Genomic DNA, 26001 nt, shown 5'->3' with positions numbered 1-26001 from the left:
CCCAGCACCAGAAAACTGCACGACCTCTGCAAACGGGAGGGGGCGGAAAGCGAGCGTTGAGCGAGATTACCGGGGGAGGGCAGTGCGCGCCGCTTCCCATACTCGGCCCCCTCCCTCCCGTACGCCTGAACGGCGTCGCTCGACCTTCCCCCAAAACTTCGTTTCGGGAGAGGTGCGGCAGGTGGAACTCCGCCGAAACGATCTGCCCTCGGACATCACCAGCAGCCACGCCCACGACGTAGCAAGGCAACGAAAACGGCTCGCATCCAAAACTGAATGCGAGCCGTTTGTGATTTCAAAATCCACTGAAGGGTGAGTCACCCTCCAGTGAACGATGGACTAGCGATCACTGACCACAGTTGGTGCAACCAGCACCGGTTTGCATGACGGGAGCAGCAGGAGCTGCTTCGTAGCTAACAGGTGCAGCAGCAGCTGATCCGCATGACGTGCAACCAGCACCGGCGGAAACGCCAGCACCGTAAGCAGCCGACGAGCTGTAGACAGGAACTTGAACAGTCGTTGGGACTTGCTGACAAACCTGAACTTGAACTTCCTTCATTGTTTGCACAGGAACGCAAACGCTGTAGGTTTCTGGCACTTCTTCGGTGACAGTGTCATAGACAGTCACGTTGTAAGTACGAGTACGAGTTTCAGGAGTGTTGACGGTGTAAGCAACTTCGCGAGTGCGTTGTTGCGTTTCCATGCGGGTCTTGTTGACCGTACGGGTACGTTCTTCGCTGGTCATGGTCGTTTGAGGAACCATGCGAGTGCGAGTTTCCATGCGAGTCTTGGTCACAGGAATCGAACGGGTGCGAGTTTCCAAACGAGTCTTCGTCACTGGAATCGACTTGGTGCGAGTTTCAGTGCGATAGTTCGTGACGGTGTAGTCGCGAGTACGCTCTTCTTGACGGCACTTCTGAACCGTGATCGTACGGCTGCGTTCTTCGGTTGTCATCGTGGTGTAAGGAACCGTACGAGTACGGGATTCAACACGAGTTTTGGTGACAGGAACGGTACGAGTACGAGTTTCGGTCTTCATTGTCGTCACAGGAATTTCGCGGGTGCGAGTTTCCAAACGAGTCTTTTGAACAGGCACTTCGCGAGTTTTCGTTTCGGTGCGGTACTTGGTGACGGTGTAGTCACGAGTACGTTGTTCTTGACGGCACTTTTGAACCTGAACGGTACGAGTGCGAGTTTCAGTTTGGTACTTGGTCACGTTGACCATACGCTCACGAGTTTCGGTGCGGCACTTGGTGACAGGAACCGTACGCGATTGAGTTTGCGTGGTGTACGAAGTCGTCGTGTAGGTGTAAGGAACCTGTTGTGTTTGACGTTGGTACGAGGTGGTTGGAACTTCTTCCGTCACCAAGTTTGGAACGTAAACGCGACGATACGAAACAGTTGGTCCGCATGCCGATCCAGCCGAAGCAGCACCGCCACCGACAACGCCACATCCGCCAGCACAAGCCGACGAGCCACATCCGCCACCGCAGCTGCTGGTGCAAGCTGAGCAAGAGCCACAGCTGCTTGCACATCCGCCACCACAAGCCGACGAACCACAACCTGAACCAGCTGCGTAGACGCCAGCACCGCTACCGTAAGCTGCTGCACCGCCGGAAACGACGGCTTGGCATTGGTAGCTGCCCAAGTCTTTTGTCACGGTACGCATGCTGGTCACGGGGACGCACTTGGTAACGGTACGGAAAGCAGTCTTGGTTTCTTGAACAGGAACGCGAACCGTGTAGGTTTGCTCAACGTTCTCGGTGTAAGGAACGTTGACGGTGTAGGTCTGAGCAACTTGCTCCGTCACAGGAACGCTGACCGTGTATGGCTGTTCAACAGTTTCGGTGTAAGGAACGTTGACCGTGTAGGTCTGCGTTTTGGTTTCGGTGTAAGGAACCTGAACCGTGTAGGTCTGGGTCAATGTTTCGGTGTAAGGAACGCAAACTTGGTAAGTCTGGGTTTGCGTGCTCGTGACAGGAACTTGAACCGTGTAGCTTTGCTCCATTTCTTCGGTGTAAGGAACCGACACTTGGTAGGTTTCTTCACGCGTTTGCTGAACAGGAACTTGAACCGTGTAGGTTTGCTCTTGTTGCTCGGTGTAAGGAACGTTGACGGTGTAGGTTTGCGTCTTGGTCTCGGTGTACGGGACCTGGACCGTGTAGCTTTGCTCAAGCTGCTCGGTGTAGGGGACGCAAACTTGGTACGACTGTTCCATGTTTTCGGTGTAAGGAACCGACACTTGGTAAGACTGTTCGACTTCTGTCGTGACAGGAACTTGAACCGAGTAGGTTTCTTCTTCGGTGTAAGGAACTGCGACTTGAACGTCGTAGGTTTCCGTACGGGTTTGAGTTTGCGGCACGTTGACCGTGTACTCTTGTTCGCGGCTTTCAACGCGAGCCACTTGCTTGGTCACGCTACGCATGCGAGTTTGCGTTTGACGTTGGTACGTGGTGGTTGGAACCATCCGAGTCTCAGTCACGTACTGAGAACGCATTACCGTCTGCGTTTGATAGGAAACGGTTGGGCCACAAGCACCCGCGTTACCGTAGCTGGCGCCGGCGTAGCCGCCGCCCATGACTGTGGCACCACCGCCATCGGAGACGCATCCGTCGCCGCTAGCACATCCACCACAATCTCCGCATCCTGCGTAGACATTCACTGCAAGCAACATTGCTGCTGTGAGTCCAAGAACCATCCGTAATACGTTCGATCTCATCAAAAACCTCCAAAAACGCTCACAGCCTGTGAGGCAACAGAAGAAACACGGGTAAGCTTTAACGGCTGCGTACTCTGGGCAACAATGCCCGCTACCCCAAAATGTAGGTACCAGGTAAGCAGTGTCAACAATGCGGTCAATCAATCGGACCGATTAAAGCTTAGTTTTTGTTCAGTCGTCCCAGAAACACGAACGTTCCGGGATCGATGCAGTGAGAGTAAGCGTGAAACTGACATCAAACGCGCACTCCGATAGGAAATTTCGCAAAACTCTCTCAATCCCCTCATCTGCACCCACCGATTCCTCGCACGCGAAGAATTCGCGTTCGCACCTGCCGATTGATTCCTGCGTAGAATGCAGGTGGGAAATGAAACCCACAGGAATTCTGCAAAAATTCCCGGGATGTGGTTCCCAAACCGGGCGTGAAAGACGACGTTACTGGAACACTGTTCGCACGACCCAGCCAACGGTCAAGATTGAAACGGGGGGAGGTAGGATCATGCCAAAGGTCATCTGTGTCGGCGCCCCAAGCTCGCCTCCGGATCGATCCTCGCTGCCAGAAGCGTTGTTGTCTCAGGACACATCCGCCGAAGGTACGCACGCACCATCCATTGAATGGGTGTTTTGCGAATCAATCGTCGACGCATTTCCATTGCTCGAAGAGGAGGATGTCGCTGGGATTTGGATGGATCGCACCAGCCTTCCCCAGACATCCGAAATTCGTGGCATGATGCAGAGCGGATTGATGCTCCGCGACATGCCCGAAGGTGTCGCGCTGCTCGACGCCGATCTGCGCGTGATCTGGGCCAATCATCGCCTGCTGCAATGGGCGGGACGTCCCGCCGGCACCCCACTCGGGATGACGTTCTACGAATTGCTGCACAACCCCGAGATCATGGGGCCGGATTTCTGCCCCTTCCACACCGCCTTGGCCACCGGGGACGAAAGCAGCTCCACGCTCCACAGCATGGACAACCAGTATTTCCAGGTCCACGCCGCACCCATTCGCTCCGCGGAATCTCCCCGCAACTTGATCGTCACCGTCGGCGAGATCACCGACGAAATCCTGCAGCAACAAAAGCTGGCGGCGATTCACCAAGCCGGCCGGGAACTCGCTGACCTGCGACCCAACGAAATCTTCATGATGGAGGTCGATGACCGAATCGACCTTTTGAAAGACAACATCCAGCACTACCTCCGCGATCTGCTGAATTTCGAAGTCATCGAGATTCGAGTGCTCGAGCAAACCACCGGCGACCTGATCCCGTTGCTCAGCGTCGGCATCGATGAGGAAGCCTCCGACCGCCGCCTTTCCGCTCACCCGCGAGAGAACGGCATCACAGGGTACGTTGCCGCCAGCGGTGTCAGTTACGTCTGTCACGACGTTCAAAACGACCCGCTCTTCATCCCCGGTGTCGCCGACGCCCGCAGCTCCCTGACGGTCCCGCTGGTCCTGCACGATCAAGTGCTGGGGACCATCAACGTCGAAAGCCCCGACGTGGCAGCCTTCAGCGACAGCGATCTGCAGTTCCTGGAGATCTTCGCTCGCGACATTGCGTTCGCCCTGAACACACTTGAGCTTCTGGTCGCTCAAAAAGCCAACACGGCTCAACAGAGCTGCGATGCGATTCATAGCGCAGTCGCTTTGCCGGTCGATGCGATCCTCAACGACGCCGTCCACGTGATGGAAGGCTACATCGGGCACAGCCCCGAAGTGATGGATCGCCTCCGCCGGATCCTGCAAAACTCCCGCGACATCAAACGGACGATCCAGCAGATCGGCCAAAAGATGACTCCCCTGGAAGCCGTTCCCGCGGACGAGAAACTGGACCAAAACGCGATCCTCCGCGCCCGCCGGATCCTGGTCGTCGACGACGACGAACAAGTTCGCGAAGACGCCCACCAGTTGCTCGAACGATACGGCTGTGTCGTTGAAACCGCCCACGAAGGTGACGAAGCGGTCTTGATGGTCCGCCGGAGTGCGGGCGACGACAGCTATGACGCGATCATCAGCGACATCAAACTGCCCGACTACAGCGGCTACCAATTGATGCTGCGTCTTGAAAAGGTCATGGCGCACGTGCCGATGATCCTGATGACCGGGTTCGGTTACGACCCCGGACACTCGATTGTGAAAGCCAAGCAAAATGGCTTGCACCCCAAGGCGGTTCTGTTCAAACCGTTCCGCCTGGATCAACTGATCGATGTCTTGAAAACGGTGATCGAAGCCAACCCCAACGTGCAGCATCCTCCCGGCGCCTCACCCGATGGCAATCCTCCTGGCGACGAGGACCCTGACGCTGCCCGAACCGCATCCGGCGGAACGAAGAACTCCATTTGCTGAGTTCGGCTTGCGAACCAGAGTGACCGGCCGGCGCAGGACGAAATCGTCTGCGAACTCCGAATCACTCACTCCTCCAAAACAAACGGCTCGGTGAAATCACCAAGCCGTTTTGCGTTTCCATGAGTTTTCGAGCGAGCACCCTTGCTCCGCCCCCGCTCGCAACCCGATCAGGCAGGCAGCGGGGCAGCTTCGGCTAGCTCAGCCAATTTCTCGGCACCGACGCGATCGCAGAATGTTCCGAGCGATTCCCCTTCTTCGCGATTGGCTTTGAACGCTGCAAAAATGCCGGTCAACTCCGCGGTGACCTCTGAATCCGGCACCTGGTCTTTGTAGATGTAAGCCAAGCGATTGCCCAACCATCCACCGCCGGCAAACAACGTGTATTTGCCCACCGAGCGACCGACCAGGGCCAAATCGGCGTTGTAGGGCCGTGCACAGCCATTGGGGCAACCGGTCATCCGGATGGTGAACCGTTCGTTGCTGAGTCCCAACTTGGCCAAAGGCTCTTCGATCGAATCGATGATGCTCGGCAAACGACGTTCTGATTCAGTGATGGCCAAACCGCAGGTCGGCAGCGCCACACAGGCGATCGACCAACGACGAACGGTGCTGGTTTCCTCGGTCGTCCGAAGCCCGTGCGACTTCAGGATCTCGATCAGTTCTTCCTTTTCAGAAGGATCGATGTCACAGAAGATCATGCTCTGATGGCTGGTCAAACGAATCTCGCGATTGAAGCGAGCGCAGACGGCTCGAATCGCTGCTTTCACTTGAACTTGCTCATTGTCGTACAAGCGACCGTTTTCAATGTTCAGGCCGTAGGACAACTTGCCATCGCCCTGTTCCTGCCATCCCATGTGGTCGTCGAACTCGTGCACATCATCTTCGGTGCAATCGGCGAGCGGGCCGCCGAACACTTTCTCAACCTCGGTGCGGAATTTCTCGACGCCCCAATCCGCGATCAAGTACTTCAAACGAGCCACCTTTCGATCGCTGCGGTTGCCGTTGTCCCGTTGCACGATGACGACCGCCTTGGCCACCTCCACGGCTTGCTCCGGCGTCACAAACGCCATGCGTTTGCCGAGTGCAGGGAAGGTTTTCTTCGCACTCGGGGTGCGGCCCATGCCGCCGCCGACCGAAACGTTGTAACCAATGATTTTGCCGTCCCGAACCACGGCCAAGTACCCAAGGTCCTGGGTGTAGATGTCGATGCAGTTGTCTTCCGGCAGGGCGATGCCGATTTTGAATTTCCGCGGCAAGTAGGTCGGGCCGTACAACGGTTCATCAATGACCGGAGCATTCGACGAATCAGGCTCTCCGCCCCCCGCCAAAGTCTTCTCACCGGTGTCGGGATCCGTCAGCCACAATTCGTGATAGGCCGGCGTCTGCGGCGCGAGAGCGACCGTCAGCTGATCTGTGAACACATTGAGCTGATCGTGGATTCCGCCCACGCGTTTTGCGGGACAGCACATGATGTTCCGGTTCACATCGCCGCAAGCCGCCAGTGTGGAGAGCTCGACGTCATTGATTCGGCGAATTGTCTCCCGCAGATCGCCCTTCAAGATGCCGTGCAATTGCAGCGTTTGCCGGGTGGTGATTTTCAACGTGGAATCACCCAACTCATCGCACATGTCCAAGTGCGCGACCAACTGTGCTGAGCTCATGCGACCGCCCGGAATCCGGCACCGAACCATCATCGTGTAAGCTTTCCCGCCACCGGCCTTTTTCAGCTCGGCACGTTTGTCACGATCGTCTTGCTGATAAGACCCGTGGAACTTCAGCAGCTGGATGTTCGAATTGTCGAAGTGATCCACTGGATCCGCCAATTCTTGATCGATCGAGCCCTTCAGGAAACGACTTTCTTCTTTGATCTTCTCGACCGGGCTGAGCTTGATGGGTTTCTCGGGCGCGGTGGTCGGTGCAGCATTCGTTTCGGAAGCGTCGGTAGACATCGAGTCAAAAATCCTGTGTGATTTGCGTCGGTCAATGGACCGAAGATTCGTACTCGACTCTTTATACCGACAATTCCAATTTTTCACCACGTCGACCTCTCTCGTCGACTTACGCCAATTCAAGGCCCGAGGATGCCCGCAACGCGACTGGACGGCAAGAAGATTGCCGCGGAAATTCGCAGCGAAGTTGCTGCTGACGTCGAAACGTTCGTTTCAGGCGGGAATCCACCTCCCCAATTGGCGGCCGTGCTGGTTGGAGAAGACCCCGCCAGCCAGGTTTACGTGCGAAACAAGGAACGCGCCTGTGAAAAAGCGGGGATCGCCAGCCGCCTGGACCGCATGCCCGCGGCGACCACCGAAGCCGAATTGCTGGCCAAAGTGGCCGAACTGAATGCCGACCCGGCTGTCAGCGGCATCTTGGTCCAACTCCCCCTGCCCGCGAAAGCTGCCGGTGGCACGGGAATTGACGAGCGAGCCGTCCTGGATGCGATCGATCCAATCAAAGACGTCGACGCGTTCTCCCCCGTCAACGTGGGGCTGCTCATGCAGGGCCGACCGCGTTTTCTTCCCTGCACCCCGCACGGCATCATTCAACTGCTGCATCGCACGGGAATCGAAACCAGCGGGAAACACGTCGTCGTGGTCGGGCGCAGTGACATTGTCGGCAAGCCGATGGCAATGATGCTGGCACAAAAAGACAGCACCTGTGGCCCCGCCGTCGCCAACGCGACGGTGACCCTTGCTCACAGCCGCACCCAAAACCTCACGGAGATCTGCCGCCAAGCCGACATTTTGATCGCCGCGGTCGGTCGCCCAGAAATGATCCGGGGCGACATGATCCAACCGGGCGCCGTTGTGATCGACGTTGGGATCAATCGTGTGGGCGACAAACTGGTCGGCGATGTCGCCTTCGCCGAAGCAGAATCGGTGGCATCGGCGATCACCCCTGTCCCAGGTGGAGTCGGACCACTCACGATCGCGATGTTGCTGCACAACACGTTGATGGCCGCAAAACTGCAAGCGGCCAAGTAGCCAACCCACCCCGTGACGAGCTCGTGCCGTTTCCAATCGCCGTGCTCGTAACGTCGTGAGAACCCCGCCCGACGAAGGAGGTCGTGCAGTTTTCTGGCGCTGCGTTTTGGCGGGTTTCTGCAGCAACCACCCATCACAACCCGAAGCGTGAGCGAGGGACGCCCCCAACTCCCACGACGGCCCCATCCGGGGCGATACCCAGACGCCCGCCACCATTTATTTTTCGAACGTCCCAAGGGAGGGTGATAATAAACGCTTGGCAACACGGTACTTCAAAACTGCACGACCTCAGTGACGAGGGAAGCGAGAAGCGACGCGAGACCAAACCCAGACCACCTGATTCGAGAGCGATCAGCGGCGCCGCCGGGTGCGTCGACCGGCGCGGCGAGCGTGTTCGCTCATCGCACCAGCGGCAGCGTGCGCCATCGCATTGACCAAAACCTGCGTCATGGGATGCGTCGCGACGCCCGTGACCCGGTCCATCGCGGTTGGTCCCCAGCTTTGCATCCGCCGGATGGAATTCCAGAGGTCGTCCACATCGTGCGCCGTGCGGGCTCGATCGAGCGGCGTCAACACGTCCAGCATGTCCGAAAACTGGCAACGAGCTTGCTCGTATCCCGACGCTCGAAATCGCTGAATCAATCGGCCAATCGCTTGATGGATTTGTTGCTGCTCCACCATCTCATCCTGATGCCGATTGCTCGACAACTCCGTCTCGTCCATCCGGGTTTCGATCCCACGTAGCGACGCAACGATTTGATCGTCGGTGATCTCGGGAGTCCGCCGAGCTTGCTGCCGCAGTTCATGCGTGTCGGTCCGAGCCAGCATGTCACGGAACAGATCGATCGCTTCTTGGTAATAAGAACACTGCGGCGTCTCGAGCTCGGTCAGCTTGGCCTGTGTTTGTTCACAACGCTGCGTCCACTCATCGAGATCCTTCAGCGTCGCATCGCGTTGGCGATGGAGCGCACGCACCTCGCGAAGGTGTTGATCCAATCCGTGTTGCGCAGCGGCATCGTCTCGGTATTTGGCCAGCTCTTCCATCACGGTTTCGAGCGCCTCCCGATCTTCCGCGATGATCGTCCGCATCGTCTCGGGAGTGGTCGTCAGGTAGTCGTAGTTTCGCTTGGATTCGTGATACTTGGTCAGCTTGGCAACCCAGCGGTCCATCCGCCGCGTGAACCCGCGGTGGGTGTACTCGGACGTTCCAAATTTTCGGTCCTTCAAGTAGCTGAACAGATTGCACTCATCGTACGCCGGCAGCTTTCTCGCGGCATCTTGACTGATCTCGTCCAAGTTGGCTTCGGCACGTTCCAGCGCGGCTTCAGCCATCGCAGCGCGGTCCGACAGAGTCACAAAGCCGGGGTTCGCTCGGAGCGTTTGCTCGACGGCGGTGATCAGTTCTTCTTGCTTCGCTTCCGCCGCCTCAATCGATTCGTTCAGCTGAGCCAGTCCGGCTTCCTGCGTTTCTCGTCCATGTGTGTCGGCCTCCAGGTCCTCGTGCAATCGCCGTGCATGGTCTTGTTTTCGCAACAAAATTTCGGCCATCGAGGGGCGTACCTCGGACCAGGTGTCCTGAATCGCTTCGGTGGTCAACTCCGGCAAGTAGTGCTGGGCCAAACTGCGCAGCGTCTCGTCCCGTTGATTTTGCAACGTGTCCTGGGTCGACTGAAAGTCTCCCAATTGGGAACGGAGTTGCTCCAGCTTTGTGGCGGCTTGGTTGTAAGCCGTCAGCAGTTGTTGATGAACGGTGGGGCCGGTCAGCGGCATGGCGAAACGAGGGGGGAGAAAGGAACGTGCGAGGGGAACGCGAAGCGACAACGAGACCGAGACAAAACCGAGCTGGGCTCAGGAAAAAAAGTACCAAGCCCCTGCCGCCGCCGCGGTCGTTGCTGCCATGGCGATCCGAGTCCGCCATATCCAGCAATAGGCGACAAACTTTTTGAATCCGGCCTGGGGTGCTTCGTAGGTGTGCAGATTGGACAGGTATTGATCAATCGCAGCGTCAATCTCCGCCGCACTGACATCATCGCCAGACAACGCTGCGGTTCGCATCAATTTTTCACGCAGTTGAATCCGGACGTCGTCAGAACGAAACATGTCTTCGGCGGTCGAACGCCGGTCCCGCAATTCGCGAGCCACGTCCATGACCCGCAAGGTTTCCGCGATCGTCAGGTCTTCGCCAGGCAGCTTGGTTGCCGCGCGTCGCTCGCGCAGCTGTTCCATGGTGGACGGTGCGGTCGCTTGTGCTTGAGCGTTGGCCATGACGACGAGAATGGAGAAGAGTGGTGGGCGTTGAATGAAGAAGGCCAGTCATCGCGACCTTCGAGGCGCTGCAAATCAGGCAAGGTGTTCGTGACGCCGAGAAATGGATTGTATCGCCCCTTCGCGGCATCGCGGGAGTGGTCTGTTCCGCTTTCGTATGATTGCCCCTGGTTGCAGTGCAACGTAGTCTAACCAGAGCCCTCGAAACGACTTCCCCGCCTCGTCATGCTCCACGCTGGTGGGTCAGGGTCGTTTCCCGAGAAGTCCAACCGACGCGATCAATTTGATGCGCCCTGATGGGTGGCAAAAATCCGCCAAGCTGGGCAATGGTACAATCTTGCGGCGAAACATCCTGCCTTGGATGCGTCCCCCCGAGAATGAGTTTCCTATTCACGTTTCTATTTTTACGCACGAGTTCTTGGTCATGAGCCAGCAAGCCAAAGCCTCCGCTCCGGCAGAGTCCGCCCAACAAACCACGCCGGCCGCTCCGGCAACGCAGCGTGACACTCAGTCCATGCGGCAGTACCTGGACAGTGCCCTCGATACGCTGAAGAAGTTTGGCGCCGCTGAAAACACGGCCCCGCAAGAATTGCTCAGCTTGCTCGAGGGCGTTCGGCATTTGGACGAAGCCAAGGTGCTGGCGATCGCAGATGTGATCAAACACATGAGTTCGTTCAACGCACTCGTGCGTGACAACATCGAATCGGTCCAAATCGGCAACCGCTACATGGACATCACTCAGATGTTCGATTCGGTTCGCGAGGACAGCAAGCGACTGATCTCGCAATTGGACGATGGAAAGATCAGCGGAACTGAAAAGGTCTCGAACTGGTGGATGAAACTCCGTCGCGGAACCCCCAGCGATCGATTCGAAAAAATCGCGGAAGTCTACGGCGAGGTCGCGAAAGACACGAAGGACGCGTTGCACATCGAAGAACAGATCATGGACGCCTACATCGACTTCCGCTTCGCGCTCAAGGAAGCCGAAGTTCTCGCTCGTGAATTACTGGACACCCACGCTCCGATCCTAGAAGCCGCCAAGGATGCGCTGGCCACCGCACAGGAGGCGCTCGACAACTACGCGGGAGAAGACCAGGGCGGCAAAAGCCAACTGGAACTGCGTCGTGACGAAGCCCGTCACAAATTCGAGGAAGAAGACAAGACGTACCAGTTGCTCAAGGACATCGCTGAGAACCTCGAGGTCGGCTACGACGTCGGTGAAACGCTGATCACCAAACTGAAACAAACTCACGATGTGAAGGAACGCGTGTTCCGTCGCGCCGTGACGTTCTTCACCACCAACGAACACGTCTTCACGATCCTCGGCACGGTCTACACCAGCCAACATGGTTTGCACGAAGTCACCCAGGCCACCGAGGCCATGAAAGAAGGCGTGAACAAGGGACTGGAAGACATCGCTGGTTTGGGTCGCGAATTGGAACGGGCCGCTTTGAAGGCTGGCTACGGAAGCACGATTGATCCCGAGTCGGTGCAGAAGCTGGTCGACGCGATCAGCGGTTTCCAAATCGAGTCGCTGCAGATGATCGCGGAACTCCGCAAAGAAAGCGAAGAAAGCACCAAAGCGATTCGCCAAAGCGTCGAAGAAGGCAAGAAGAAATACCAGCAAACCCTCGGACGTTACGCTCGCGGCGACTCGTTGGTGTAGGTCCGTTTCGCTGAGCAGTTCGGCAGGATTGAGCAGCTCGGCAGGAGTGAGCAGCACAACCATGTGAGCCGCTTGGGCGTTAGCCTGGGCTGCGAAATGTTTGGGCTTGGAGAGATTTGTCGCTTGCACAAGTTTTCATCCCGGTAGGGATGCAAGATGGTAGCCGTCGGTAAGCGATAGCGCCACCGACGGACATGTAAATCCCGCCTCGCCACTCACCATCCCGCGGTGGCCATTGGCCACCGCGGGATGGTGAGTATTTTTTGGGGCTCGTTTTCCGGGGGTACGCTGCTACGCAGCAACCCCCGGCTACCATCTTGCATCCCTGCCGGGATGAAGGCTTGCGCAAACCGATAGGCTTCGCAACACCAAACATTTCGCAGTCCAGCGTTAGCCCGGTTGTACGTGGGAGCAACAACGCTTCCCCCAACAGCTTAAATTCCGAGAGACTTCTGCCGACCTGCTCGTTGCCAAATGCTTTCTTCAACACCTCCTGGGACAACGTCCCAACTCCACTCATCGTTTCGCTTCCATTGAGCAACGGTCGAACGTCGTGTTACAGGATCTCCTCACCGACGAAGAAGGCAATGCTCGCTGTGGCTGGTGCGGTACCGACCCGGACTACATCCGCTACCACGACGAAGAGTGGGGCGTGCCCGTCCGGGACGATCTCCGTCTGTTTGAAAAGATCTGCTTGGAAGGTTTTCAGTGCGGCCTGTCTTGGATCACGATTTTGAAACGCCGCGAAGCGTTCCGCGAATGCTTTGCCGACTTTGATCCGCATCGGCTTGCGAAGTTCACCCCGTCCGATGTCGAGCGACTGATGACCGACGCTCGGATCATCCGAAACCGAGCCAAGATTGAATCCACGATTCAGAACGCTCGAACGATAACCGCCATGTTGGACAAGGGCGAGTCGCTTGCCAAGTTGCTTTGGCAATTCGCCCCTGAGAAGCGACGGGTTGTTCGAAGACTTGATCAAGTCCCGGCGATCACCGACGAGTCAACCAAGATGAGCCGCGTGCTCAAGAAGGCCGGTTGGAAATTCGTCGGCCCCACGACCTGTTATGCTCTGATGCAGGCGACCGGCATGGTCAACGATCATTTGGTTGGCTGCCATCGACATGCATTGATTCGATCGATCTGATCCGCCCGATCCCGCGGAAGGAGACCAGCATGGACCTGCCCCCTGACCCTACATCCGCTCAGCTTCCGACGAAGCAAGGCTGGTTCCCAGCCTGGCGTGCCGTGGACAAGAAAAGCTTCGCTGCTGGCTTGGGTGGGCTTTTGATCTGGTTAGCGAGCTGCATCGTTCTCGGGCTCGCCTACTTGGCTATCTTGGAACAACTCATTCCGAATCCTGACTCCTTCCTTGCCTTCTTGTTCTTCATTATCGGCGTATTCGCGATGCCTGTCGCGTCGGCCTTCGGGTTAATCACTTTCTTGCCGTTGTTGATGATGCAACGTTACTTGACTCGTGCCGTCTTTGTTGCCGCCGCAACTTGGGCCAATGTCTACTTGCTGTGCTGGGGCGTCGCCGTCATCAATGGAGACCCTCGCGGTTTCACTCGTCTTTGGAATGGCATCAGTCCATTGATGTTTGGCTACGGTTTGTCGATCGGGGTGATCGCAAGTGCGATTCAGTGGTACTCCTCACGGACACTGCGTCCAAAAATGAAGGCGGTTCTGCCTGCCAGAAGGGCATCCATTGCGGAATCGCTGGAGCTGATGGCCGTTGCCGCCTTGGTCTTTGTCGTCTGCCGATCACTCTTCGAAGAACTGACCGACCCGATGGAGTTTTGGATAGCCGTTGCGATGGGCGCAATCGCAGGGACAGCTCTCTCAACCTTGACGTTTGGAATGATCCCGAGGGTCGACTCGAAAGAAGTCCGTTTGGCCCCCATCCGCCGCATGCGAATGAGCATGATTGTTCTGGCAACCCTACTCCTGATTGGTATCACCATCGCCGCTTGGGCAACTTGGCTGGAACCTGCAGTGCTACCGTTCCGGTTCACATGGGATTCTGGCGTGGGGCTGACGCTCGCTTCTCTGTTTTGCGGCCTCATGTTCATCGCCTCAGCGTGGGTCGGTTTGCGATGGCTTCGCTATTGGGGCTGGACATTGCAACACGCTCGTGGCCGCGAAAAATCGTCTGCAATTTCGTTTCCGAATCAGACAAGCACCGATTCGGCTCGCTCCACTGCCGAAACCGGCAACTCGGCGTAGAGATGCGGGAACAGTTCGCCTCCGCGAGACTCTTCCCAGCGTAGGTTGTCCTCGATGTCAGTCACCCGGATGTGCAACACCACCACCCCGCTTTGGCCGGCGAAGTGAGCCGCCAGCGTTCCGGGGACTTGTTGTTCAGTGGACAAGTGAATGAAGCCGTCCGCAACATCAATCGGTGCCGGCGGAAGCACTCCGGTGGTTTGCATCTGCTCCCATTGCTGCTGGGTTGCGATTTTGCAAACGATGGATGGCGTGTCGTTGGACAGTTGGTTGCTGGACATGGCACTGCGCAGAAAGAAAGCCGGCTGAAAATTCAGTCGGCTTTGTAGTCGTCTCAAGGACGTGGATCAATTGTGGCGGGTCGGCAATCCGGCCCGCCGTTCCCAATCAGTCGCGAACGATGACGCGGCCCAGGGGCGTGAAGACGACGTCCACGCAAGTGTCACAGCAAGGGAAACTGAAGGTCATGACTTTGCGGCCCAAGAAACCCTTCTTGCAGCAAACCATTTCAGGGATCACGTTTTCGCAGCAAGCAGGAACGCAGGCGCTGACTTCAACGGGGCAGCAGGTCAAAGGATTCTTGACGCACCACGAAACCTTCACAGGTGCGGGTGGGCAGCACACGGGAGCTGGTTCGCAGCAAACCGGTGCAGGGGCTTCGCAGCACACAGGAGCGGCTTCGCAACAATCGCTGCCACAGCCGAGCAGGCCACAAGCGCTGGCGGTCGAAGCGGACGAGATACAAACGGCAACCGCAGCAGCGGCAAAGAAACGAGCGAAATTCATTGGAAATTCCTAACAGGGAAGGAGCAGGTACACGCTGTAACTTTCAACGCAATTGTGCGTTTGGGGGAAACCTTGCCATCAGATTGAGCCCATTGTTGGGGAACAACACGATACAATCGGAGCGATCCTCACTAGCCGCATCGCATGGAGGATAGAATAATTGGACGTGGTCACCCAAGTCGCAAATTTTTCTCGCGGGTCGGGTGCCAGCAATGGCGGACCAATTGGTCCAATCGTCATTTCCCACACACTGTACTTGTTCCCCTCGCGAGGAATCTCGGGCATTTCTGCCTGGCCTCGCAAAGTATCCTCGCTTCAAACGGAGAAGCTTGATGTCGCGTTTGTTTTTGACTGCCGCCTTGGCCTGTGCAATGGCAATTCCCGCTGCGTTCGCCGCAGACCCTGCCACCGCCGACAAAGGACTCTGCCAGGGCGACCCAATCGGCGCGTTCTACGTGACCAAAGTCGCTGGCGCTGAAGATGATGGTGTCGAAGCCGGCGAAGCTCTTTGCTATCGCTGCAAGTACGGCTCACGCCCCATGGTCATGGTTTTCGCACGCCAAACCGGTGAGCCTGTCGCGAAGTTGGTCAAAGAGATCGATTCCGCTGTGGCTGCCAACGGTGATTCACAACTGAAGGGTTTCGTCACGCTGTTCGGCGATAAAGCTGATAGCCTCAAAGGCGAAGGCAAGAAAATGGCCGCCAAGAACGTGCCAATCGTCGTTGCCAAGGACAAGAACGGTCCAGCCAACTACAAACTGTCCGACGCTCAAGTCACGATCGTGATCGCCAACGACTCACAAGTTGTTGCTCGTCACGAATTCGACGCTGACAAGGTCGACGTCGCAGCTGTGATGTCCGAAGTCAAGCAAATGCTGAACTAGTTCGATTGGAAGCTTGGCCTCCGAGCTTCTCGATCAATCCACATGAACCGCCGCAAGTGTTGCTCACTCGCGGCGGTTTTTTCGTGCGCCGCTCCCTTCGCGACTGCAATCGATCTCGGGCAGGTCGTGCAAATCAATCGTCATCGCTACGATGACCGTGGCAACGAAACACCAGCACGATGAATGGTTGATGGACTGGACTTGGGCAGACGACGAAGACGAGTTGGTGACCGCCTACCACGAGGCGGGTCACGCGATCGTGGGCTGCGCTTTGGGAGCACAGATCGACCGCGTGACCCTGTCGCAAGCGTCCATGTTCGATGACGAGGACGACGGGATGCCGCACCGTTTTGGTGACTGCATCGTCAACTGGGGGCGGGTTGACCCGAGCGACAGCTGGCAAAGGCAACGTGAATTGTTGACGATTCTTGCCGGACCAGTTGCGGAATTTGTGTACCAAAGTGGGGACGAGGATTTACTGGACGTCCGAACATGGGCCAGTGATTGGCGACAAGCCCAGCTGTGTGCAGCGGCGATCAAGCCACAGGCGGCACAGCAAGTTCAATTGTTGCGGGAAGCGGTCAATCGGTTGCGAAAAATCGTCGCCGCGGATCCCTGCTGGTCGGCGATCGCGGCGCTGGCTGACGAACTGATGCTGGGTGATGAAATCGAAGGCGAACAGGTCGCGGATCTGGTCCGTTTCTGGTGGAGCCGCGCGTGAACAACGCATGAGTTACGATGTCGACCTGTTCTCCGAAAGTGTTCTCCCCACGGATTTGCCTGCCATGAAAACCAATCGCTTGATCAATCAAAACAGACTTTGGAGCGTCGCCCTGACCGCCCTGCTGATGGCCACCACCTGTTTCGGCGCGGAGCCCGCCGATGTGGTTGCCGTTTGGCCCTCCGCAGCACCGAAATGGGACGCGCCCACCGAACCAGAAAGTGACTTCACCAAACCAACCGACAATCAAGTCGGTGGTCGACGGTTGATTCGCCTGGGAAATGTGTCCACTCCTGAAATGCACGTCTTTCCGGCGAAAGATGAGAATGGCGATCCTTCCAAGACTGTGATGGTCATCTGCCCAGGGGGTGGGTTCTCGATTCTGGCTTGGGACTTGGAAGGCACCGAAATCGCTGAGCAACTGGTCGCCGGCGGTGTGACCAGTGTGGTTTTGAAGTACCGCGTTCCAACTCGTTCGATGGATCCCAAATGGAAGCCGCCCGTCCAAGACATCCAACGTTCAATCGCCCTGATTCGGGCAGGCAAGGTCACGGGCAACGCCCCCGATCAGGTTGGTGTGATGGGATTTTCTGCCGGTGGTCAAGCGGCATGCCGCGCAGCGACAATCACAGAACGTCAGTACGAAGCCATCGATGAGCATGACCAAAAGATCCAGCTTCCCGATTTCGCTTGTCTGATCTATCCCGCTTGGTTGGTCAAAGAGGATTCACCCACGGAACTGGACGGATTTGAGATCAACGAGAACTCACCTCCGATGTTCTTGGTCCATGGAGAAAATGATCGTCTGACAGTCATGAACTGCGTGACCATGTTCACCCAACTGCACAACGCGGGGGTGCCGTCGGCACTGCACGTGTTCACCGGAAGCGGGCACGGTTTCGGCGGACGAATGGACGGTCGAGCCGACGACCTTTGGCCCGAACTCTGTCTGCGCTGGCTGCGTGACGAAAACCTTCTAACAGGAAACTAAAACGTTGAACCACACCTTGGATGCACCACCGATTCAGCCCGAGCAAGAATGGGCGAACGCGTGGACTCACGGATTGTCGGCGGTTCTCTGGTGTGGTGTTGGAGCTTGGCTCGTGAGGTCATCGGCAGGCGATCCTGGCCTGGCGATTGCCTGCGGCGTCTACGCCGCTTCGGTTGTCACAACGTTTGTTTGCTCGACGTTGTCGCACGTGTTTTTGAAGCGTCCTTGGGTGGACCGTTTCCGTGCCTGTGACCAAGCCGCGATCTACCTGATGATCATCGGAACATACACGCCGATCGCCTATGCGTATTCACCAAGCGGTTGGCGTGTTCCCTTGCTCACCGCGATGTGGGTGGCGGCTCTGGCTGGGTTCTTCAACAAGGCGGTGCGAATGCATCGGCTGCATTCGATCAGTGTGGTGTCGTACTTGTTACTGGGATGGTTGCCCGCCATCCCGTTGATCGCAAATGTGCCCGTTGAACTTGCCTATGCCATGTTCATTGGCGGAGTGCTTTACAGTGTGGGCACCATCTTCCTCATGAACGATCGAAGAGCCCCGTACTTGCATGCGGTGTGGCACCTGATGGTACTGCTTGCGTCACTTGTCCACGCGATCGGGATCGCCTGGTACGTCGTTGCGCCCATCCAAAGCCCAGCGCTGTAAGCATCGCCCAAGTCATGGATGGCTCCGGCACCGCGACGACGGTGATCGAATAGCCATCGGCGGAGACTTCTGCCGCAATCAAATCCACGTAGGGCGAAACAAAGTTATTGAAGCTAAACTTCTCCATCGTTTCCGAATCCGTCGCGATTCCCATGTTGGTTCCGGTGAACACGTACTGCCCGCCATGTTCAACGAACGAGCCTTCGCCCGAGTCACCGCCAACCAAGGTGAGTTCATCCAGACCGCCCCCACCCAATGGATCATCCCATCGATAAATCACCGACTCGGTGATTGCACCGGTGTTGAGTTCCACCGTCTGAGTCGCGTCAATCGTGTCGGAACCGAATTGTGAGTTTTGGCCTTGAACGATCATGCTCCTGCCCAGCATGTCCAAGTACCCACCTCCCAAAACCGGCAAAGGGGTGATTCCATCGCTCGCCGGTACGGGAGCCTCCAATGTCACCAGCAACAAATCGCTGTTGTGAACTGTTCCCGCCATGAGTGTTGTCCCGCTTTCCAGCTCAAAATCATTTTGCAATGTTGTTTGCAACACAGTCGAGGCCCCCGCTGTGTAAGTGTGGCGAGTCCCATCAGCGGCTACAAACGTCGGATTGATCATTCCCGTATGAGTTGCGGTCACGTAGTGCAGCGGAGTGATCAGCACGGCTCGCTGAACCGCGACTCCGGTGAGCAACGAATGGTCCAACCAGAAATTTGGATTGAGCGAATCGTCACCCAGAAATCGGTTGTGCCGAGCCGCTGAAAAGTTCGCGAACGTGGCGGCTTCCAGCGGTTGCATTGCCGAACAGCAACTCAGCGAGAAAGCGACACAGATTCCGATTCGATGGAGAATGGACATTTCTTGGTCACCCAGGGATCGGTTTTGCAAACTCAACGCTGCTCCTATGTATTTCGTGGGAGATCGAGAATCAATTCCCCGAATGGCTGCTGGCGTTTGGATGCAGATGGACGCCCAAAAGTTCAATCCTGGAACGCGCTGAGTGCAGAGACGTCGCGAATTTCGACCGTGATTGGGAAACTGGCGACCCCGCCTTCCTGTTCAGAGAGCAAGAAAAACGAACGTTTTCCCGGCGTAGCAACGGGATCCGCGGTGATAAAGAACTCTCGTTCGTTTTCATTCGGAAGCACAAGCAATCCGCTCAAGCCGATGTTGTCGACGTACACGCCGTGGGCCGCATTGTGACCGCTGCCCTCTTTCCCAAACCGAACCTCCCCCTTGTTCACGTTGCCTTTCGCATCCTCGCCACGTCGCAGGACGATGCGTGCCGAGACCGTGGTGCCTCGCGGAATCACCAGCGTCCAGTCTTCGTTGCCTGGGACATCTCGACCGATGGGTTGGATCATCGGAATCACGCTCGGTGGCGCGCCCATGGTCAACCCTTGGATCGTGCCTGCCTTCCTCTCGACGCGACGATTCAGAATTTCGGCGGAGGCGATGAGCTGCAGATCAACGGGCTCCGACGGTGCCTCGAGCCCTTCGGGCACAAAAATCAATCCTTCGGCAGAAAACTGATTGGGCTCAATGACGACGGGAAAATTGGAATGCCACCCTGAAGGCAGGTCACCGATTTCGAATGAGACAGGTCCATCAAACCCGTCGATGCGTTGAATCTTCAAATCGATCTTTCGGCCAGCCCCGGGAAGAAGCTTGGGGTTCATGCTCCCCATCGACGCGACGTAAGAGGGAGCCGACGGTCGGATTCGCAATCGGTACTGAAAGTCCTCTGCAAAATGGCCGCGGGTGTCGCGGACACAAACCGTGAACTCCCCATCACGCGGGGCGACAAATTGCAGGCGACTCGACTTCCCTGCGATCCGGCTTGGGTCATCGTCGTTTTCATAAAAGACTTCGAACACAGGCAGACCGTTGGGCTCCGGTTCTTCCTGGACTCCCAATTCTCGGACAACGTAAGCGGGTTCCCCCAGAGCATGCGTTGTATGCGTCGTGCCAAAGTAGGTCAGACGATTCCCAGAACCGGGATAGACATCGAATCCTGAGTCAGGGCCACGCGGATGTCGCCAGGTCCGGGTGACTTCGCCGTTGGAGTACAGGTATTGGTTCAAACCGATCTCCTGCCATCCGAACAACCGAAAGTCATTGACTTGGTTGCTGTTCTTGCCGCGGAAAGTGAAGTACGTGTCTCGAACGGCCTGCAGCCTGGCTCGCGACAACGGTTGCCCCGCTTCGTCCAGCACCATGATTTTTGGATCCAAGTCCCCGGAGGTGGCATCCGCTTCGATCACCCAAGCCTCACCACGGCGAGCAGAAAACCGATAGCAATCTGCTTGCCCTTCTGCTGCCAGCGTCCCTGTCACTTGGACGCCACGCGGAACACTCGCGATTCCATCTTTGAATGACAATCCAGACTCCTCCAACGTGACCAGCGGTCCTAAATCCAGATAAACCGGATCCAACGATGTCCCTTTCGATTCGACGCCCTGGTGCCCCATGCCAGGCAACCGGCGTTCCACCACCCGTCCATCCATCAACGAAATGCTCGCATTCGCTCCATCGGCGGAGACGACCAAGTCGCTGGGAGTCTCGCCCAGTGGTTTCATTGCCCCCACCACGGACCAATCGTCCGTGCGAAGCACTTTCGCATTGCCGGCTTCGCTGAGAATCACCAAGCCATGCCCATCCGGAGTCAACGCCATTCGAGCGATCGGCGATTCATCAACAAACCGAGTTTGCACAATCGGGTTGATCGCGGGTCCATCCTTGGAAATCAATTGCCAAACACGCAGTCGATTGTCGGCACTGCCCGCCAACATCCACCGGCCGTCCTTGGAAAACAGCACGCAGTTGACTTCGCCTTCAGGCTGGCTGAGCGTGTCCAGACGCTCACCTGATTCGACATGCCACACCTTGGCTGTTTCGTCCGCACACGCCGAGATCAACAGCCCGCCATCAGGAGAAAACGCGAGATCAAAGATCGCCCCGTTGTGACCGACCAATTCCCGAGTCATCTCGCCGGAGATCGCATCCCAAATCAGGATTTTCCTGTCATAGCCCGCGGTAGCAATTCGCTTTCCATCGGGCGAAAACTTGGCGGCATAAAGCACATCGTCGTGCCCCATGAGTTCGTGCTTCACTGTTCCATCGGCCACGTTGAACAAGGTGGCTTGTCCGTACCCGCCTGTCAGCCCCGAGGCAGCCAGGAGCTGCGAGCCATCCTGGTTGAATGAGAGTGAATTGATTTTCCCAAGCTCGTTCGTGATCTGCTTCCATTCACCACTGACTTGATGGACCAAGGTGATCGAACCGAAACGTGCCGTCGCTTGCCATGCTCCGTCCGCGGACTGCGCGATCGCTGTCACTGGAAGGGCAACATGACTGGCAGTTGCAATCTTCGGCGTCTTCAAAGCACGCCGAATTGGCATCTCGCCCTCAGGCCCCTCGGCGCCGTTTTCAATCCACTCGGCAAGAATCGCCAATTCCTCTTCGCTCGGACCTTCCATGTCATCGGGCGGCATGACCGGTTCCAGCTTACCCGACGCCATCAGAAACATCCGGCTGCTGGAGGCCACCCCAGGCGTGAGTGCCAACCCTGATTCACCGCCGTTCATCAACGAGGCATGCGTGTCCATTGCCAATCCGCCTTGCGCGTCATCCTCGGCGTGACAGCCGACGCAATACGTTTGCAAGATCGGAGCCACGTCTTCGGCGAAATCAACCGCCAAGGATCTTCCCGGACAGCAGCAAAAGGCCAACACCAATGGGAGGCAGAATATTCGCATCATCAAATTGCCTCAGTGGTTGTAAGTGAACTCAACGCTGGTCAACACGCTCCAGGCGACGTCTCGCATCGCAGTGATTTGGTCGTCACCGTATTCCTCCATGACGGACACCAAAGATCGACGTTCCGCCGCGGTTGGCACTCGCGACAAAGCCCGTCGGAAAAGCGTGTCCAGGTATTCGTCACGGCCCCAGCTTTCGGTCGCCGCGAGACTTGGCAGACTCGCTGGATCGTTCAACTTTGGATTCAGGGTTTCGCCATTGGAGAGATGCAACACCTGAACCATCGACGGCTCGGCATCCCGCTCGCACTCACAAACAATTTCGCGAGGGTTGCGGCCAAACGTCTTCAGAAAGTACGAATCCACGGCTGAATCATAGAGCTCAATCGCTCGCGTTCCCGCCTGGTAAAACTCCGTCTTCTGCTTGTCGGCTCCTGCGAAAGCGATCTCGGTGAACGAGGTCGACGTTCCCAGGACTTGGTCCATCGAATCCAGCAAGACTTCCGCCATCAAACGTCGCGGTGCATAGTGGCTGAGATACATTGGATCCTCCCGATTTCCCGCAACGCTTAAACTGCTGCGTTGATAGGTTTCGCTCTGCAGAATCGTCCTCATCAACGTCTTGAGATCAAACCGGGCATCGATCAAATGCTGTGAGGCGGCGTCCAGCAGTGTTTCGTTGCTGGCCGGATTGCTGAGCCTGAGATCGTCGACCTGCTCGACCAAACCTCGCCCAAAGTAGTTGGCCCAAATGCGATTGGTGATCGAGCGAGCGAAGTATGGGTTGGACGGTTCCGTCAACCACTCCGCCAAAACTTCCCTTCGGTCGCGAGGGTCATCAAATGCCATCGGCTCCGAATCCAGCGGGGCCGGCGGTTGAGCCTTGCCGAGGTTGGGTTGAACCAATTCCCCCGAGGTTGAAACGTACAATTGCCGCAGCCCATCGCCATTGCGAGAGTCGCCGCCCCAGCCCTTTGCTCGCACTCGCGAGAACAGATTCGCCATCGCGTAGTACTGGTCGTTGGTCCATTTTTCAAGTGGATGGTTGTGGCACTTGGCACATCCAATGGAGAGTCCGAGGAACGACTGGCACGCACTTTCGGTCATCTCCTCGGGCGTTTGGTTGACCGCGAAAAAGTTGGTGGCTCCGTTGGTGGCACTGCTGCCGGTGGAAGTCAAGATTTCTCGAACCAGCACGTCCCAGGGCTTGTTGGTGCGGACGCTCTCGTGAAGCCAGTCGTAGTAGGACTTGACCGCGACGGGACGCAGTTTGTTGCCGTTGATGACCAACACATCGGACCACTTGTACGACCAATAGTCCGTGAACGACTCGGCAGCCAAGAGCTGATCGATCAGGGCGTCACGACGCTGGTGCTCCGGCAAAGAGAAGTAGTGAGTGCGTTCGGACTGAGTGGGCAGGCGTCCAATCGTGTCCAGTGTCGCGCGTCGAAGAAAGCTTGCGTCGTCACACCGATCCGAAGGCGGCAATTGCAAGGTTTCAAGCTGCTGCAGGTTCAGTTTATCAATGAAATTGCGACGCGGTGCGGACGCGTACACACGCGTTTCGACTTGATTCGGATACGGGACCGTCATCCGAGCCAGAGCAACTTTGCTGGCATACCAAACCAACACCGCGGCTTCACCACTGCCGTTGATTTGAACGCGACCGTTTTCGTCGACTCCCGCAACGGCTTCGTCCGTGGCCGTGAACTGTGCCCAATGCGTCACGTCGCGTGAACCACCATTGCTGTAGTGAGCGGTCACCAAGACCTGCGAGCGATCGCCGAGACCCAGCTTCGCATTTTCCGGTGTCACCGTGATCCGCTCGATCAACGCATCTTCGTCTGCGGGAGCCGCAGCCCCACTTGCGATCCATTGAGCCAGAATCTCGTAGTCTCGCGAATCCGTGTCCAAACGCAGACCGCCTTTGTGTGGCAATGCACCGGTCGGTTTCGCGAGCAGCAAACTGCGGCCCGGATCCGCCATTTCGATTCGACGCCCGCGGGCCTGCCGAGTGATCGAACGAAAATCGGCGTCGCTGTCGTACCCTCGCAGCGATAAGACAAAACCTCCTTTGCCAGCCAAAGCACCATGGCACGCGCCCATGTTGCAACCCTGTTTCGCGAGCACGCTCTGGACATCGTTGCGAAAGCTCCACGGATGGGGCTTGCCGGTGCCGCTGACGTTCACCTCGATCGAGGTGGTTTCACCGGTCTTCGTGGTGGCTGTCACCTGCACCGTCCCATCGGAAACCGCGTGCAATGTTTGCCCAATCACTTGCACGATGTTTGGACCCGACGACTCAACGACGACGTCATCGATCACTGCTCCCGCATTGCCATCGTTCGACTCCGCCAGCGAGACACGCTGGAGATCACCCGCGTGTGACAGATTGATTTGCGGAGGCAACCACACGATCGATGACTCAGCCGTTTCAGCAATGGCATGGGAGACGATGCCGGAACTCACTGCCAAGAACGCGACTGACCAAAGAATCGGCTTGAAGATTGAATTTCTCACGCGAACAACTCCTTGATTTCACGGACGCCAAAGTCGACCAGAGGGAACGGGCGGCCACCGGGCCCCGGCAACTCCGCGTGCAGGTCCAAATCCATGGCTTTGAAAATCGTCGCGATGATCTCACCTGGATTCGTCGGACGGTCTGCGGGCACGCCTCCGACGGGATCGGATTTGCCGACCGCTCGTCCGCCGACCACCCCACCGCCGGCAAAGGTGCACGAGAAACACTGCGGCCAGTGGTCTCGACCGCCCGCCGGATTGACTTTGGGCGTGCGTCCGAATTCGGCCAGTCCGCAAACCATCGTGTCTTCCAGCAACCCGCGGTCGTGCAGATCCGTGATCAACGCCGAGTAGGCTTGGTCGTACATCGGTGCCACGATGTTCTTCATGCCTTCGATGGTCGTGAACGGCTTGCTGCCGTGAATGTCCCAGGTGACTTCGTTGAAGACGGTCAAGAATGTGTTGATGGTGACGAACCGCACCCCGGCTTCGATCAAACGACGCGCGAGCAAACAACATTGGCCGAAGCGATTCATGCCATAGCGTTCACGAACCGCGGTGGGTTCTTTGGAAAGGTCGAACGCCATCCGAGCTTCCGGGCTGTTCATCATCCGGTAGGCAGCTTCGAAGTTGGCATCGAACAGCTTCGCCGATTCAGTGGCTTCGAATCGGGCCATGTGGCTCTCGATGGAATCCCGCATGCGTCGGCGTCGATCAATGCGAACGTCGGGAAGCGACGCCGGTGGCAACAAATCAGGAACCTTGAAGTTCGCCGTGCTCGGGTCCGCCATCAACGCAAACGGATCGTAGGCCTTGCCGAGGAAACCGCCGGCTTGTCCGTTGGGCAGGTTCCCACCGCCGCGACCCATCGTTTCTGGCAACACCACATGAGCGGGCAAGTCCGTTCGGCGTCCCTGCAGGTACTCCACCACCGCGCCAGCATGTGGGTAGTTCACACCGCCCGTGAATTGACGACCGGTTTGCAGCATCTGCCATCCTGCATCGTGAACCGCGGCGGCCGTGTGGTAACACGAGCGAACAATCGAGAACTTGTCCGCGATCTCGGCGTGCTTGGGGAGAATCTCCGTCAGCTCAAACTCCCCGCGAGTCGCGATGGTTTGAAACGGACCGCGGACTTCCGCGGGTGCGTTCGGCTTGGGGTCAAAGGTGTCCATTTGACTGGGGGCACCCAAATTGAAAATCATGATGCAAGATTTTCGATCGGTGTTCTTGCCAGCCGCCCCGGCTGCTTCCGCCGCCAGCAATTGCGGCAGGCCAAACCCCAACGCACCAAGCGTCCCGACCTGTAAAAAATCGCGACGGGTCGTCCCGTTGCAAGTGTGCGTCTTGGCTCGCGAAGTCAGATTCAACATGGCTGCGGTTCCAGGGCTGGATCGGGAGCCGATGATCGATGGTGGGGACGATCAGTGGGCGGATCAGATGGGGCGGGGGTCGTCCTCCGACGAACTCAGCCA

At 57.3% G+C, this 26001-nt stretch carries 18 protein-coding genes and 1 pseudogene; 10 read left to right on the top strand and 9 right to left on the bottom strand.

The window, feature by feature from the left end; translation table 11 throughout:
- Positions 1–346: 346 nt before the first annotated feature.
- Entirely contained in the window at positions 347–2698 is a 2352-nt protein-coding gene (locus RISK_RS04410; RefSeq protein ID WP_047812996.1) for a hypothetical protein, read from the bottom strand.
- Between the two features lie 520 nt (positions 2699–3218).
- On the opposite strand from RISK_RS04410, the gene RISK_RS04405 reads away from it, so the two are divergent.
- On the top strand, positions 3219–5063 hold the full coding sequence (locus RISK_RS04405; protein WP_047813065.1) for a hybrid sensor histidine kinase/response regulator: 1845 nt from the start codon (positions 3219–3221) through the stop codon (positions 5061–5063).
- A 167-nt stretch (positions 5064–5230) separates the two neighbouring features.
- Here the strand turns inward: RISK_RS04405 and RISK_RS04400 are convergent, their stop codons facing one another.
- Positions 5231–7012: an NADPH-dependent assimilatory sulfite reductase hemoprotein subunit gene (locus RISK_RS04400; protein WP_047812995.1), complete on the bottom strand. Its 1782-nt coding sequence runs from the start codon at positions 7010–7012 to the stop codon at positions 5231–5233.
- A gap of 132 nt (positions 7013–7144) precedes the next feature.
- Here RISK_RS04400 and folD point away from each other — a divergent pair, with 132 nt between their 5' ends.
- A complete protein-coding gene (gene folD, locus RISK_RS04395) occupies positions 7145–8044 on the top strand; it encodes a bifunctional methylenetetrahydrofolate dehydrogenase/methenyltetrahydrofolate cyclohydrolase FolD (protein ID WP_047812994.1) in 900 nt (299 codons plus the stop codon).
- Positions 8045–8395: 351 nt separating this feature from the next.
- Here folD and RISK_RS04390 read toward each other — a convergent pair whose 3' ends face one another.
- Both RISK_RS04390 and RISK_RS04385 read right to left on the bottom strand, forming a co-directional pair.
- A complete protein-coding gene (locus RISK_RS04390; protein ID WP_047812993.1) occupies positions 8396–9814 on the bottom strand; it encodes a hypothetical protein in 1419 nt (472 codons plus the stop codon).
- 78 nt (positions 9815–9892) lie between these two features.
- Complete coding sequence (locus RISK_RS04385; RefSeq protein WP_047812992.1) at positions 9893–10309, bottom strand: DUF6384 family protein; 417 nt, start codon at positions 10307–10309, stop codon at positions 9893–9895.
- A gap of 424 nt (positions 10310–10733) precedes the next feature.
- On the opposite strand from RISK_RS04385, the gene RISK_RS04380 reads away from it, so the two are divergent.
- From RISK_RS04380 to RISK_RS04370, 3 genes are all read left to right on the top strand, one after another.
- Entirely contained in the window at positions 10734–11975 is a 1242-nt protein-coding gene (locus RISK_RS04380; protein WP_047812991.1) for a hypothetical protein, read from the top strand.
- 553 nt (positions 11976–12528) lie between these two features.
- Positions 12529–13122, top strand: coding sequence for a DNA-3-methyladenine glycosylase I (locus tag RISK_RS04375; RefSeq protein ID WP_102017510.1), 594 nt, complete (start codon positions 12529–12531; stop codon positions 13120–13122).
- A gap of 29 nt (positions 13123–13151) precedes the next feature.
- Positions 13152–14201, top strand: a complete 1050-nt coding sequence (locus RISK_RS04370; RefSeq protein WP_047812989.1) for a hypothetical protein — start codon at positions 13152–13154, stop codon at positions 14199–14201.
- On the opposite strand, the gene RISK_RS04365 is transcribed toward RISK_RS04370, so the two are convergent.
- Positions 14147–14482, bottom strand: coding sequence for a DUF952 domain-containing protein (locus RISK_RS04365; RefSeq protein WP_047812988.1), 336 nt, complete (start codon positions 14480–14482; stop codon positions 14147–14149). The genes RISK_RS04370 and RISK_RS04365 overlap by 55 nt on opposite strands.
- A gap of 185 nt (positions 14483–14667) precedes the next feature.
- Between RISK_RS04365 and RISK_RS32440 the strand changes: the two genes are divergently transcribed.
- The 5 genes and pseudogenes from RISK_RS32440 to trhA form a co-directional block, all read left to right on the top strand.
- On the top strand, positions 14668–15000 hold the full coding sequence (locus RISK_RS32440; protein ID WP_173442608.1) for a hypothetical protein: 333 nt from the start codon (positions 14668–14670) through the stop codon (positions 14998–15000).
- 319 nt (positions 15001–15319) lie between these two features.
- Positions 15320–15871 (top strand): hypothetical protein, encoded by a 552-nt coding sequence (locus RISK_RS04355; RefSeq protein ID WP_083434766.1) that lies wholly within the window; start codon positions 15320–15322, stop codon positions 15869–15871.
- Positions 15872–16022: 151 nt separating this feature from the next.
- Entirely contained in the window at positions 16023–16592 is a 570-nt protein-coding gene (locus RISK_RS04350; RefSeq protein ID WP_047812985.1) for a cell division protein FtsH, read from the top strand.
- Positions 16593–16599: 7 nt separating this feature from the next.
- Entirely contained in the window at positions 16600–17583 is a 984-nt protein-coding gene (locus RISK_RS04345; protein ID WP_047812984.1) for an alpha/beta hydrolase, read from the top strand.
- Between the two features lie 4 nt (positions 17584–17587).
- A pseudogene (trhA, locus tag RISK_RS29035) lies at positions 17588–18154 on the top strand (PAQR family membrane homeostasis protein TrhA); the annotation flags it as partial.
- Here trhA and RISK_RS32895 read toward each other — a convergent pair.
- From RISK_RS32895 to RISK_RS04320, 4 genes are all read right to left on the bottom strand, one after another.
- Positions 18120–19106, bottom strand: a complete 987-nt coding sequence (locus RISK_RS32895) for a PEP-CTERM sorting domain-containing protein (protein WP_150122480.1) — start codon at positions 19104–19106, stop codon at positions 18120–18122. The pseudogene trhA and the gene RISK_RS32895 sit on opposite strands and share 35 nt — an antisense overlap.
- Before the next feature lie 122 nt (positions 19107–19228).
- Positions 19229–21949, bottom strand: coding sequence for a c-type cytochrome domain-containing protein (locus tag RISK_RS04330; protein ID WP_236696014.1), 2721 nt, complete (start codon positions 21947–21949; stop codon positions 19229–19231).
- Between the two features lie 69 nt (positions 21950–22018).
- The gene (locus RISK_RS04325) at positions 22019–24475 is read right to left on the bottom strand and encodes a DUF1553 domain-containing protein (protein WP_390173914.1); all 2457 of its coding nucleotides are present in this window, start codon (positions 24473–24475) and stop codon (positions 22019–22021) included.
- 47 nt (positions 24476–24522) lie between these two features.
- Entirely contained in the window at positions 24523–25899 is a 1377-nt protein-coding gene (locus RISK_RS04320; protein WP_047812981.1) for a DUF1501 domain-containing protein, read from the bottom strand.
- Positions 25900–26001 lie beyond the last annotated feature (102 nt).

Source organism: Rhodopirellula islandica, from assembly GCF_001027925.1.
Taxonomy (GTDB): domain Bacteria; phylum Planctomycetota; class Planctomycetia; order Pirellulales; family Pirellulaceae; genus Rhodopirellula; species Rhodopirellula islandica.
Note: the sequence above shows the minus strand (reverse complement) of the source record. Positions and strands in the feature narration are given on the sequence as shown.

What these genes read in the sequence shown, in the direction of transcription:
- RISK_RS04410 (WP_047812996.1), bottom strand. Translation starts at nt 2,698, where the DNA reads ATGGTTCTTGGACTCACAGCAGCAATGTTGCTTGCAGTGAATGTCTAC.
- RISK_RS04405 (WP_047813065.1), top strand. Translation starts at nt 3,219, where the DNA reads ATGCCAAAGGTCATCTGTGTCGGCGCCCCAAGCTCGCCTCCGGATCGA.
- RISK_RS04400 (WP_047812995.1), bottom strand. Translation starts at nt 7,012, where the DNA reads ATGTCTACCGACGCTTCCGAAACGAATGCTGCACCGACCACCGCGCCC.
- folD (WP_047812994.1), top strand. Translation starts at nt 7,145, where the DNA reads ATGCCCGCAACGCGACTGGACGGCAAGAAGATTGCCGCGGAAATTCGC.
- RISK_RS04390 (WP_047812993.1), bottom strand. Translation starts at nt 9,814, where the DNA reads ATGCCGCTGACCGGCCCCACCGTTCATCAACAACTGCTGACGGCTTAC.
- RISK_RS04385 (WP_047812992.1), bottom strand. Translation starts at nt 10,309, where the DNA reads ATGGCCAACGCTCAAGCACAAGCGACCGCACCGTCCACCATGGAACAG.
- RISK_RS04380 (WP_047812991.1), top strand. Translation starts at nt 10,734, where the DNA reads ATGAGCCAGCAAGCCAAAGCCTCCGCTCCGGCAGAGTCCGCCCAACAA.
- RISK_RS04370 (WP_047812989.1), top strand. Translation starts at nt 13,152, where the DNA reads ATGGACCTGCCCCCTGACCCTACATCCGCTCAGCTTCCGACGAAGCAA.
- RISK_RS04365 (WP_047812988.1), bottom strand. Translation starts at nt 14,482, where the DNA reads ATGTCCAGCAACCAACTGTCCAACGACACGCCATCCATCGTTTGCAAA.
- RISK_RS32440 (WP_173442608.1), top strand. Translation starts at nt 14,668, where the DNA reads ATGACTTTGCGGCCCAAGAAACCCTTCTTGCAGCAAACCATTTCAGGG.
- RISK_RS04355 (WP_083434766.1), top strand. Translation starts at nt 15,320, where the DNA reads ATGTCGCGTTTGTTTTTGACTGCCGCCTTGGCCTGTGCAATGGCAATT.
- RISK_RS04350 (WP_047812985.1), top strand. Translation starts at nt 16,023, where the DNA reads ATGACCGTGGCAACGAAACACCAGCACGATGAATGGTTGATGGACTGG.
- RISK_RS04345 (WP_047812984.1), top strand. Translation starts at nt 16,600, where the DNA reads ATGAGTTACGATGTCGACCTGTTCTCCGAAAGTGTTCTCCCCACGGAT.
- RISK_RS32895 (WP_150122480.1), bottom strand. Translation starts at nt 19,106, where the DNA reads ATGTCCATTCTCCATCGAATCGGAATCTGTGTCGCTTTCTCGCTGAGT.
- RISK_RS04320 (WP_047812981.1), bottom strand. Translation starts at nt 25,899, where the DNA reads ATGTTGAATCTGACTTCGCGAGCCAAGACGCACACTTGCAACGGGACG.